This window comes from bacterium endosymbiont of Bathymodiolus sp. 5 South (assembly GCF_900128535.1).
Lineage (GTDB): Bacteria > Pseudomonadota > Gammaproteobacteria > PS1 > Pseudothioglobaceae > Thiodubiliella.
Window position 1 is genome coordinate 1 of the sequence record NZ_FQTR01000057.1, and the last position, 12,339, is coordinate 12,339.

Genomic DNA, 12,339 nt, shown 5'->3' on the forward strand with positions numbered 1-12,339 from the left:
CAAGTTTTGCCGACTTGGTGATTTTATGAAATATAGTCATAGCAAAGCTATGGCTGTGTTTTATAAAATTGTCAAGTTGGTGAAAAATGGCGTTTTGATGATTATTCATATTTATGCAAAGGTCTCTTATTATATTACCTTAAAATATCTTGAGACATTTGCATAAATAGGGAGGGTTGGCAAAATTCAATTTTTGCCCACTTGGCGATTTCTTTAAACCTTGTCCTAGCAGGGCTAAGGCTGGATTTAAAAAATCGCCAAGTGGGTGAAGTGGGTTTCTAATGATTATTCATATTTATGCAAAGGTCTCTATTAGTATAATGCGTATTTATTTTCTATTAATATTACAATAACAGCATGTTTGAACAAACTTTTAAAAATATAGACGACATACTGCACAAAGATGCAGGCTGTGGCAGTGAATTAGATTATGTAGAACAAACTTCGTGGATTTTGTTTTTAAAATATCTTGATGATTTGGAAAAAGACAAAGAAACAGCAGCGCTTTTATCAGGGAAAACTTACGAAAGAATAATAGAGTCAAAGTTTAGGTGGATAACTTGGGCTGCACCAAAACTTAAAAATGGAAATGTTGACCATAACGCAATGACGGGTGATGATCTTGTGGATTTTGTCAATAGTGAACTGTTCCCATATCTTAAAAAATTTAAGGGAAGTGCCGAAAATGCTAATACCATTGAATACAAAATTGGTGAAATTTTCTCAGAATTGAAAAACCGCATACAAGGCGGTTACAATTTGCGAGAAGTGCTCAACCTCATTAACGAGTTGCGTTTTAGAACGCATCAAGAAAAACACGAAATGAGCCATCTTTACGAGGGAAAAATTAAAAACATGGGCAACGCAGGGCGTAACGGAGGAGAATACTACACTCCTCGTCCACTGATTAAAACCATTGTAAAGGTAATCTCTCCTAAAATAGGCAATAGCATTTATGATGGCGCAGTTGGCTCGGCAGGGTTTTTGGTAGAGGCATTTGATTATCTTAATCAACCCAATCTTTCCACTAATCAAATCCTCTTGTTACAAAAAAATACCTTTTACGGCAAAGAAAAAAAATCTTTGGCGTATATCATCGGCATTATGAATATGATTTTGCACGGCGTTGAAGCCCCAAACATCATTCACACCAACACATTGGCTGAGAATTTAGCCGACATACAAGAAAAAGACCGCTATGATATTATTTTGGCAAATCCCCCCTTTGGTGGCAAGGAACGAGCCGAAGTGCAGCAAAATTTCCCCATAAAAACAGGCGAAACTGCCAGTTTATTTTTACAGCATTTTATTAAAATACTCAAAGCAGGGGGAAGCGCCGGCATTGTTATTAAAAACACTTTCTTAAGCAACACTGATAGCGCCTCCAGCGCCCTTAGAAAAGCGCTGTTAACGACTTGCAATTTACATACCGTGCTAGATTTACCAGGGGGAACATTTACTGGTGCAGGCGTTAAAACTGTGGTGCTGTTTTTCGAAAAAGGCAAACCCACCCAAAAAACTTGGTTCTATCAACTTAACCTAAACAGAAACCTTGGCAAAACTAACCCACTTAACGAAAAAGATTTGGAAGATTTTATAGCACTGCAAAAAACACAAGTAGAAAGTGAAAACTCTTGGATAATAGACATATCAGACATCAATCAAGATACTTTTGACTTATCGGTTAAAAATCCAAATGCCCCAGAGCAAGCTCCACTAAGAAGTCCTGAAGAAATATTAAAAGAAATGGACAAATTAGACCAGCAAAGCAAAAATATATTAAAAACAATCAAGGGTTTGTTATGAATGAAGAAAAGGACATTAGGTGGAAACAAAGACTTCAAAGCTACTCCAGAGCATTTTCTTTACTAAGGGTTGTGATTGAGGAAAATGAAGATATTTTGATGCTTTCAGATTTGGAAAAAGAAGGGCTTATAAAGCGTTTTGAATTTACCCTTGAACTTGCTTGGAAAGTCCTTAAAGATAAAATGCAAGATGACGGCATCATTATTGATAAAATCAGCCCAAAATATGTTATTAAACAAGCTTATAGCAGTAAATATATTGATAATGTAGATATTTGGCTATCTATGATAAATGACAGAAACTTAATGAGCCACACTTATAATTTTGCCAACTTCAATAAAGTTATAGAGTCCTTGCAAGACACTTACTTCCATCATTTAGAAAAATTTTATATAGATTTTATTGAACAAGATTTAAATCAATGAGATTTGGATTAAACGATGAGCATATAAAAATACTACAATATATTTTTAAAAAACATCTCACCACAGGAGAGGTTATTATTTATGGCTCCAGAGTTAAAAATACCCAAACAAAATATAGCGATATAGATTTAGTTTTAAAACAAACAAAGCTTAATAATCATCAACTTGAAGATTTAATTGATGAAACTATTGAGAGTGATTTGCCTTATTTATGCGATATTCAATTATTTGAAAATATTAAGAATGCTAATCTTTTGGCTCATATTGAAAGAATGGGTTTTGTTTTTTATGGTGGAGATAAATGAAAGAAAGCAAAAACTTTTGGAGCATAAATATAAAAGACATTAAACAAGATACTTTTGATTTATCTATTAAAAACCTAAATGCTAAAGAAGAAGCCCCATTAAGAAGCCCAGAAGAAATATTAAAAGAGGTGGACAAATTGGACATAGAAAATGTAAAAGCTCTAGCTTCAATTAAGAGAGACCTTTGCATAAATATGAATAATCATCAAAACGCCATTTTTCGCCAACTTGACAATTTTATAAAACACAGCCATAGCTTTGCTATGACTATATTTCATAAAATTACCCATTCGGCAAAACTTGTCATTTTGCTAATCATCCCTACTTATGCAAAAGTCTCTAAGAGAATGCTATGAGTAAGGAAAATACAATCCAATTATTTCAAAATAAATCCATCAGAACCCATTGGAATGAAGAAAAAGAGCTTTGGTATTTTTCTATTGTTGACATTATTACTGTTTTAACAGAAAGTAAAAATCCACCCGCCTATTGGAGAAAATTAAAACAGCGACTATTGGCGGATGGAAATGAAACCGTGACAAATTGTCACAGTTTGAAAATGAAAGCAATAGACGGAAAAATGCGCCATACTGATGTTGCAGATACTGAACAACTTTTACGCTTAATCCAATCTATCCCCTCACCTAGAGCCGAGCCCTTTAAATTATGGCTAGCACAAGTTGGCTATGAGCGTATAGAAGAAACTGAAGACCCAGAATTGGCTTTTGATAGAGCAATGACAACTTATCTAAAAAAAGGTTACTCTAAAAAATGGATTAATCAACGCCTAAAATCCATAGAAGTAAGGAAAGAGTTAACAGATGAATGGCAAGAACGAGGTATAAAAAAAGGTCTAGAATACGCTATCTTAAGCAATGAAATTACCCAAGCATGGGCAGATAAGTCGGTTAAAGAGTATAAAAAATTCAAAGGACTCAAAAAGCAAAATCTACGAGACAATATGAGCAATCTTGAGTTAGTTTTGAATATGTTAGCAGAAGCCTCAACCACCGAAATTTCCAAGCAAAAACAACCCGAAGGATTAGAAGAAAATAAAACCGTTGCCCGTAAAGGTGGCACAGTAGCAAAGAAAGCACGAGTAGAGATTGAAAAGCAAACAGGCAAGCCTGTTATCATGGATACATCAATAGAAAATAGCACATTGAAAATGAAGAATGAGAGAAACAGTGAAAAATAATTGTCAATTACTTGAAGAGGGTGAGTTTAGTTTGCCGAAAGGGTGGGAGGTGAAGAAGTTGGGGGAGGTTGGAAATATTTTTAATGGAAATAGCATAAATGCCAAAGTCAAAAAAGAAAAATACTCTAACTTGAGCGAAGGATTGAACTATATAGCAACAAAAGATATTAGCTATGAAAGTGTGATTAATTATGACAATGGCATAAAAATACCTGATGAAGATAAATCATCATTTAAGATTGCTTCCCAAAATACCATACTAATTTGTGCCGAAGGTGGTAGTGCAGGTCGTAAAATTGCCTTTACCGATCAAGAAGTCTGTTTTGGCAATAAACTTTTTGCACTTATAACGACTGAACAAGTAAACAGCCGTTTTGTCTATTACTATTATTTTAACTCTCAATTTCAGGAAGATTTTTTATCGCAATTAACCGGTATTATTGGCGGTGTCTCGATGGCAAAATTCAAAAAATTGAAAGTGCCACTGCCATCACTCTCAGAACAACAACGCATTGTTAAAATTCTGGATAAAGCCTTTGTAGCGATTGACAAAGCCAAACAGAATGCCGAACAAAACCTTAAAAATGCAAAGGAACTTTTTGAGAGTTATCTTAATCGTATTTTTGAAGAAAAAGGCGATGATTGGGAGGAGAAGACTTGGGGAGAATTAATTGAAATTCGTAGCGGTAGAAATCAAAAAGAAGTTTTAAATCCAAATGGAAAGTATCCTGTATTAGGTAGTGCAGGTAAAATTATGGGATACGCTGATAAATATATTTGTGAAAAAGGAACAACAGTTATAGGAAGAAAAGGAACAATAGATAAGCCGTTATTTATTGAAACAAATTTTTGGAATGTTGATACAGCGTTTGGATTAATTGCAGGAAAGAGCCTTACAAAAGAATTTTTACTTTATTTTTGCAAGAGTTTTAATTTCAAAGAATTGGATAAAGGAACTACTTTACCAAGTTTAGTTAAGAAAGATCTAATAACAATAACGATGTCTTATCCAAAATCAAAAGAAGAACAAAAATGTATCGTCACTCAATTAAACGATTTACAAACCCAAACCAAAAAACTAGAAACCATCTATCAGCACAAAATAAATAATCTAGTAGAATTAAAGAAAACTATTTTACAAAAAGCATTTAAAGGAGAATTATAGTTATGAATAATTTTTTTAAAAAAGGTTCAGAGTGGCGAAAGTGGGATTTGCATATCCATACCAAAGGCACAAACAAGAACGATAATTTCACTAGCACTGATTTTGATAGCTTTTGCGTTACTCTTTTCAAAAAAGCACTTGAGAAAGATATAAAAGCCATTGGTATAACGGACTATTTCAGCATAGATAATTATAAAAAAGTTAAAGAATTTGTTGATAACATTGATTCATCAAGTGATTTTAATGCAGAAGAAATAGTCAATATCAAAAGTATTTTTCTTTTGCCAAATGTGGAGCTTAGGATATTACCTGCTACTGGCAGTAGTGGCTTAATCAATATTCACTGTATATTCAATCCAGATGATACCTTTTTGGATAAATTGGGGAATGATTTTTTTGCCTCGTTGGACGATTCAGGCAGCAATAAAATGAATCGTGCAGGTCTTATTGCTTTGGGTAAAAATAGCAATGACAGTTTGAATGATGATGGTGCATACAAAAAAGGAATTGAATTATTTCATTTAGAACCATCAAAACTGATCAAACTGCTCAAAGACAAGCTAGAGCTTAAGGAAAATACAATCGTCGCTGTTAGTAACTCTAATAGTGACGGGGTATCCGCACTACAAAAGCATTATAAGTTATTTGAAAATGAGGCAGGTTCATTAGATGCGGTAAGAAGCAATATATATAAATTGTCAGATGCCATATTTTCTGGAAATCCCGATGATAGAGAATTTTTTCTAGGTGAAAAAAACGGATGCGATGAATCTTTAGTCATCAATAAATGCGGCTCCTTAAAACCATGTATTCATGGTTCCGATGCACATTGTGAAGATAAACTGTTTAATCCTGATAAGAAGCGTTTTTGTTGGATAAAAGCCGATTTAACTTTTGAAGGTTTAAAGCAGATTCTTTGTGAGCCGAAAGACAGGGTAAAAATCCAAGCCAATAAGCCAGAAGAAAAAAGCGGCTATCATGTTATCAAAGCTGTTGAAATTGATAGTGATATTTGCAAACAAAATATTCTACTCAACCCTAACCTTAATACCATTATTGGTGGTCGCTCTACTGGCAAATCAACACTTTTACAACTTATTGCTCACAGGGTTGACTCAAGCATTCCAGGAATAAATAAATTTATAACTGACATTCCCCAAGAGGCTGTAAAAATAATCTGGCAGGATGATGAGGAAAATAAGGGTAGAGAGATAGAATTTTTTCCGCAAAGTCATATGTATGAAGTTGCCAGAGACGAGGAAAAGAAAAACAAGCTTATTCAGGGCATTGTTGAAAAAAAAGATAACGAGAGTCTGATTAAAAATTATGAAATTTTTTGTGCTAATACAAAAAGCACCATTCAAACCAACCTTGATGATCTGTTCCAGTTACAGGAAAATATAGATGCATTAACGACCACTTTAAAAGAAAAAGGGGATGAGAGTGGATTAAAAAAAGAAATAGAAAATCTTCAAAATAAAATTAAGGAGTCCCAACAAGGCAATAATTTTTCAGAAGGTGAGTTAAAGCAGTATGAAGAACTTAAGGAAGAGATTTCAAAATTAGAGCAAAAACAAGAAAAACAAGAAAAGGACAAAAATGAAATAACTGCTCTAAAAGATAAGGATTTATTTGATACATCATTTAGCTACAAATTCAATCAATTATCGGACTTGAATTCAGAATCTATACAGAAAATATTTGATTCTATCAGGCAGAAGGTCGCTAAAGAGTGGCAAGATAAATTGTCTGATAAATTGACTGGTATTGATGAATTATTAAAGGAATATAAAAAAGAAATTCAGGATAAAAAAGAGTCTGATTCTTTCAAGAAAGGGAGTAGCCAGTTAGAGCAGAACAAACAGTACAAAGAACTTAACGAGAGGTTAGAAATTGAGAATAAAAAACTAGCAGAAATTGTTTCGCTTCATCAGGAAATAGATAAGATTAATACACAAAAGAACACACTATTTGAACTAACCGTACAAAATCATATTTCCTTTGCTACCAAAATAGATGATCTGATTCGTGATTTTTCATTGGTGCATGACGATATAAAAATAAAAATAGAAAAAACATATCAGCGTGATAAATGTAAAGAGTTGTTAAAGGATTTGATTAATCTCCAAAGTCATGATAGGCAGAGTTTTGTCAATGATTGGGGCAGTCAGTATGTGGCTGATCCTCAGTTAAAGATTGAAAGTTTTCTTCAACAGGCTTTAGAGAATAAAATAGAGTTAAAAGCACATAAAGAAATCAAAGATTTAACCAAAGGTTTATTAACGGAAAATTGGTTTTCAATTTCTTATGGGCTAACCTACCAGAATGATACTTTTAATAAAATGTCTGACGGCAAAAAAGCCTTTGTCATTCTAAAGCTGTTATTGGAATTTAGTGATAAAGAATGTCCAATTCTAATAGATCAACCCGAAGACAGTTTAGACAACAGAGCTATTTATAATGAGTTGGTCGCTTATTTAAAGCAAAAGAAGAAAAAAAGACAAATCATATTGGTCACACATAATGCAAATATAGTGGTTAATGCTGATGCAGAAGAAGTGGTTGTTGCCAATCAGCACGGGGAAGATTCAAAGAATCAGGACGGTATTAAATTCCAGTATATTACTAGCAGCCTTGAAAACACGAAACCGCTAGACGCAAACTGTGATATTGTCCTGCGATCTCAAAGTATAAGGGAGCATGTATGTGAAATATTAGAAGGTGGTACAGAAGCGTTTAAGAAAAGAGAGAATAAATATGCGATTGGAGATGCAAAATAACTCCTTCATCCAACAACTCCGAAACCATCCTCTACACCACCCCAGATAGCACAGTCAAAATAGATACCGTTTTTCAAGACGAAATCATCCGGCTGATCCAGAAAAAAATGGCAGAACTCTTTGATGTAAAAAACGCCCAGCCATCATAAAGCACCTGAAAAATATCTTTGAAAGCAGAGAATTAGACGAAAAAGTGGTTGGTTCCATTTTGGAACATACCACTCAACATGGTGCAATTAAAGGTAAAACTCAGGCTAAAGCGGTTAAATATTATAATTTGGATGCTATTATTACTGTTGGCTACCGTGTTAATTCCAAACGGACGACCCAGTTTAGAATATGAGCGACTAATATTCTCAAGGAATACATCATCAAAGGCTTTGCCATAGATGATGAGCGTTCGAAACAGGTTGATAAGTGGGATTACTTTGACGAATGGCTAGAACGAATCAGAGGTATTCGTGCTTCGGAAAAATGGTTTTACTAGAAAATAAAGGATATTTACACCACTGTTATTGATTATGACAAAAATTCTGGGTAGGCATAGATTTTATCTCTCATTCTCAAGCACTAGCATTGGGAATGCATGATTACATATGTTTATACAAAGGCCTTTAATAAAGCATTGTGATAATGTAAAATAATTCATTACCATTTTGGTAATCATATTTTTTTATGGAAATATCTTTTAAAACTAAAAAAATTGCGACACTTTGTAATAAACACAATAAAGCTGTAAAGAAATTTGGTGCAGATTGTGCAGAAAAATTACAGTTAAGATTGCAGCAATTATGGAGTGCTGAATGTTTAGAAGATATGAAATATGGCAGACCTCATCCTTTAAATGGAAACAGGGAAGGGCAGTTTGCCATTGATCTTGCTGGTGCTGTTAGATTAGTATTTGAAGCGCTTGACCCTATTCCAAAGACATCAGACGATGCAACAGATTGGGGTAAGGTAGTGGCGATTAATATTGTTTTTCTTGGAGATTATCATGAGTAATGCAGTTAATAAATTTAAACCAGACTGGTTGCATCTTGTGCCACCGGGGCTTAGTATGAAAGAGGATATGGAGCATGTTGGCTTCTCTCAGGTGGAATTTGCTCAAAGAATGGGTTATACCGCAAAACATATTCACAAACTGATTAAAGGTGAAGCGAGTATTACTGCTGATACAGCGCTAAAATTGGAAAAAGTATTGAGTTATCCATCAAGTTTTTGGCTGAATGCCGAAAGTCATTACCGTGAAGCTTTAGCAAAGGAAAAAGAGAAAATTGCCTTAGAAAAAGAGCAAAATTGGTTAAAGCAAATACCGCTAAAAAGTATGATTGATTGGGGTTGGGTTGATAAATTTCAAAATAAGGGTGATCAGGTAAGAGCTTGTCTTAAATTTTATGGGGTTGCCAGTATTCAGTCTTTTGAAAAGCAAACACAAAGTTATCAAGTGGCGTTTAAGTCTTGTGATAAGTTTGATAGAGATCCTATTGCTATTCAAACTTGGCTTAGAAAAGGTGAGATTGAAGCGACTAAAATCATTTGCAATGCTTTTAATAAAAAGAATTTTCAAAGTGTCTTAGGTGATTTAAGGGCATTAACTTTGGTAGAAAATCTAGAGGATTTTTTACCAAAGTTAATTGATTTATGTGCCAAATGTGGCGTTGCTGTGGTATTTGCACCAACACCAGCAAAATGCCCAATGAGTGGTGCAACTAAATGGCTTGCTACTGATAAAGCTTTATTGTTGTTGAGTTTAAGACATAAAACCAATGATCACTTATGGTTTGCGTTTTTTCATGAAATCGCACACATTTTAAAACATAAAAAACAATTGTTTTTAGAAGAAAAAAAAGAGTTTTCAAATGACAAGATATTGGAAGATGAGGCAGATAAATTTGCCAGTGATTTGTTAATTCCAGCAGAGAAGAATGAACAATTAAAAAATTTAACAAGCGAAGAATCTATCAAAAGTTTTGCAAAAGAAATGGGTATTCATAGTGGTATTGTAGTGGGTAGGTTGCAACATAAAAAAATAATTCCATGGGATCGCTTTAATTCTTTAAAAGTTAAACATGATATCAAACAAAATATAGAAAAAGAGTTGGCGTAGTCAAATGAACGAAGCAGAAACCAGAGCAGAACTGATAGACCCCAAACTCAGAGCCAATGGCTGGGGCGTGGTTGAAGATTCAAAAATCCTGCGTGAACGCAATGTTTGTAAAATTACCGATGGCAGAATACAGGTTGGTGGTGACAGGAAAAAACCGCTGATTGCTGATTATATTCTGGTTTACAAGGGCATTAAGCTGGCAGTCGTTGAGGCGAAAAGTGATAAATTGGCAGTGAGTGAAGGTGTGGCGCAAGCCAAGCTGTATGCTCAAAAACTCAACCTTGAGACCACTTATTCCACCAACGGCAATGAAATTTATCAAATTTGTTTAAAAACAGGCGAAGAAAAGCGGGTTGAGGATTTTCTCTCCCCACAGGCATTATGGGAGAAAACCTACAGCGATCAAAATGACTGGCGGGAGCAATTTTCCTCTATTCCCTTTGAAGGTAAGAGTGGCACTTGGCAACTGCGCTATTATCAGGAAATTGCGGTCAAAAACACGCTTGAAGCCATTGCCCAAAATAAGAATAGGATCTTATTAACCCTAGCCACTGGCACAGGGAAAACCGCTATTGCATTTCAAATTGCTTGGAAACTGTTCCAAACTCGTTGGAACTTGAATCGTGATGGAAAAAGAAGACCTAGGATATTATTCCTTGCCGACCGCAATATACTAGCCGATCAGGCCTTTAATTCGTTTTCTGCTTTTCCTGAGGATGCCATGGTTCGTATCAAACCCAAAGAGGTTAAAAAGACTGGAAAAGTTCCGACCAATGGCAGTATCTTCTTTACGATTTTTCAGTCCTTTATGTCTGGTAAAGATGAAGCTGATAACCCTAAGCCTTATTTTGGCGAATATCCAACAGACTATTTTGATTTTATCATTATCGATGAGTGCCACAGGGGTGGTGCAAATGATGAGGGCAACTGGCGCGGTATTTTAGAATATTTTTCGCCAGCCGTTCAACTGGGTTTAACGGCAACACCCAAGCGCAAGGATAATGTGGATACTTATGCCTATTTTGGTGAGCCTGTTTACCTCTATTCGTTAAAGGAAGGCATCAATGATGGTTTTTTAACGCCGTTTAAAGTCAAACGCATTACGACATCACTGGATGATTATATTTACACGCCCGATGATCATATTATTGAGGGTGAGGTTGAAGAAGGTCGGCTATACGAAGAAGCAAATTTCAATAAAATCATTGAAATCAAGGAGCGCGAAGCCAAACGGGTTCAGTTTTTTATGGATGAAGCCAACCCAAATGATAAAACCATTATTTTCTGTGCCACTCAAGTTCATGCGGCGGCAGTTAGAGATTTGGTAAATCAGTATAAGGAATTCAAAGATGCTAATTATTGTGTGCGTGTTACTGCCAATGATGGCGAAATAGGCGAACAGTTTTTGCGAGAATTTCAAGACAATGAAAAAACCATTCCGACCGTTTTAACCACTTCGCAAAAACTTTCCACGGGCGTAGATGCCCGAAACATACGCAATATTGTTTTAATGCGTCCCGTGAATCAAATTATTGAATTTAAACAAATTGTAGGGCGTGGAACACGACTTTTTGACGGTAAAGAATTTTTTACCATTTATGATTTTGTTGACGCCTATCAACGGTTTTCTGACCCCGAATGGGATGGTGAGCCTGTTGAAGAGGACACCTGTAAGATGTGTGAAAAAGAACCCTCCAAACCTTGCCCTGAATGTGGCGAATTACTTTGTATTTGCATCAAGGAGCCACTACCAGTTTGTGATAAATGTGGGCAAAGCCCCTGTGTTTGTTCCAAAAAAGTAAAGATAAAACTAAAAGACGGCAAGGAAAGAGAAATTCAACACATGGTTGCCACTTCCTTTTGGAGTGCAGACGGCAAGCCAATTTCAGCAGAAGAATTTTTAAATAATCTATTGGGTGAGTTGCCTAATTTATTTAAAGATGAAGATGAATTGCGAATGCTATGGAGTAATCCGCAAACCCGTAAAACACTATTGGAAAAACTAGACAACGCAGGTTTTGGCAAGGACGAATTGGATACGCTGAAAAAACTAATTGACGCAGAAAAAAGTGATTTATTTGATGTGCTTAAATATGTGTTTGATAGTAATTTCCAGCCTATTACTAGACAAAACAGGGCGTTCAAAGCAAAAGCAAAAATTTGGTTATCTTTAAATCAAAATCAACAAGACTTTATAGAATTTGTATTGGATAAATATATTGAAATAGGCGTTGAAGAATTGGAGCAAGACAAATTACCAGACTTACTTAAAAGCAAATATCAAACGCTAGAAGACGCTAAAGAAGTATTAGGTGATGTGAATGATATTGTTCCTTTGTTTACTGATTTTCAAAAATATTTATATCAATCAAAAGTCGCATAACAATGCAATGACTATGGTGTTGACAGATAATCATCAACCCATCACACTATGAGAGACCTTTGCATAAATAGGAACAATCATCAGAAATCCACTTTTCACCCACTTGGCGATTTTTTAAACCCAGTCTTAGCCCTGCTAGGACAAGGTTTAAAGAAATCACCAATTGGGCA

The 12,339-nt window shown here is 35.0% G+C and carries 10 protein-coding genes and 1 pseudogene; all 11 read left to right on the forward strand.

What is annotated here, in order from left to right:
• Positions 1 to 357 precede the first annotated feature (357 nt).
• Positions 358 to 1,806, forward strand: coding sequence for a class I SAM-dependent DNA methyltransferase (locus BBROOKSOX_RS06425; protein WP_139660403.1), 1,449 nt, complete (start codon positions 358 to 360; stop codon positions 1,804 to 1,806).
• The gene (locus tag BBROOKSOX_RS06430; RefSeq protein WP_139660404.1) at positions 1,803 to 2,231 is read left to right on the forward strand and encodes a nucleotidyltransferase substrate binding protein; all 429 of its coding nucleotides are present in this window, start codon (positions 1,803 to 1,805) and stop codon (positions 2,229 to 2,231) included. Before BBROOKSOX_RS06425 ends, BBROOKSOX_RS06430 begins: the two co-directional genes overlap by 4 nt.
• Positions 2,228 to 2,536 (forward strand): nucleotidyltransferase domain-containing protein, encoded by a 309-nt coding sequence (locus tag BBROOKSOX_RS06435; RefSeq protein ID WP_139660405.1) that lies wholly within the window; start codon positions 2,228 to 2,230, stop codon positions 2,534 to 2,536. The genes BBROOKSOX_RS06430 and BBROOKSOX_RS06435 overlap by 4 nt, the downstream gene beginning before the upstream one ends.
• Positions 2,533 to 2,892 (forward strand): hypothetical protein, encoded by a 360-nt coding sequence (locus tag BBROOKSOX_RS06440; protein WP_139660406.1) that lies wholly within the window; start codon positions 2,533 to 2,535, stop codon positions 2,890 to 2,892. Before BBROOKSOX_RS06435 ends, BBROOKSOX_RS06440 begins: the two co-directional genes overlap by 4 nt.
• Complete coding sequence (locus BBROOKSOX_RS06445; protein ID WP_139660407.1) at positions 2,889 to 3,734, forward strand: BRO family protein; 846 nt, start codon at positions 2,889 to 2,891, stop codon at positions 3,732 to 3,734. The genes BBROOKSOX_RS06440 and BBROOKSOX_RS06445 overlap by 4 nt, the downstream gene beginning before the upstream one ends.
• Positions 3,712 to 4,899: a restriction endonuclease subunit S gene (locus BBROOKSOX_RS06450; protein ID WP_139660408.1), complete on the forward strand. Its 1,188-nt coding sequence runs from the start codon at positions 3,712 to 3,714 to the stop codon at positions 4,897 to 4,899. The genes BBROOKSOX_RS06445 and BBROOKSOX_RS06450 overlap by 23 nt, the downstream gene beginning before the upstream one ends.
• Positions 4,900 to 4,901: 2 nt before the next feature.
• Complete coding sequence (locus tag BBROOKSOX_RS06455) at positions 4,902 to 7,679, forward strand: TrlF family AAA-like ATPase (RefSeq protein WP_139660409.1); 2,778 nt, start codon at positions 4,902 to 4,904, stop codon at positions 7,677 to 7,679.
• A 193-nt stretch (positions 7,680 to 7,872) separates the two neighbouring features.
• Positions 7,873 to 8,166 (forward strand): annotated as a pseudogene (gene rhuM, locus BBROOKSOX_RS12470) (RhuM family protein).
• Between the two features lie 188 nt (positions 8,167 to 8,354).
• Positions 8,355 to 8,681 (forward strand): type II toxin-antitoxin system RelE/ParE family toxin, encoded by a 327-nt coding sequence (locus tag BBROOKSOX_RS06465; protein WP_139660410.1) that lies wholly within the window; start codon positions 8,355 to 8,357, stop codon positions 8,679 to 8,681.
• A complete protein-coding gene (locus BBROOKSOX_RS06470; protein ID WP_139660411.1) occupies positions 8,674 to 9,786 on the forward strand; it encodes a helix-turn-helix domain-containing protein in 1,113 nt (370 codons plus the stop codon). Before BBROOKSOX_RS06465 ends, BBROOKSOX_RS06470 begins: the two co-directional genes overlap by 8 nt.
• A 4-nt stretch (positions 9,787 to 9,790) precedes the next feature.
• Positions 9,791 to 12,169, forward strand: a complete 2,379-nt coding sequence (gene hsdR / locus BBROOKSOX_RS06475; RefSeq protein ID WP_139660412.1) for an EcoAI/FtnUII family type I restriction enzme subunit R — start codon at positions 9,791 to 9,793, stop codon at positions 12,167 to 12,169.
• Positions 12,170 to 12,339: the final 170 nt, after the last annotated feature.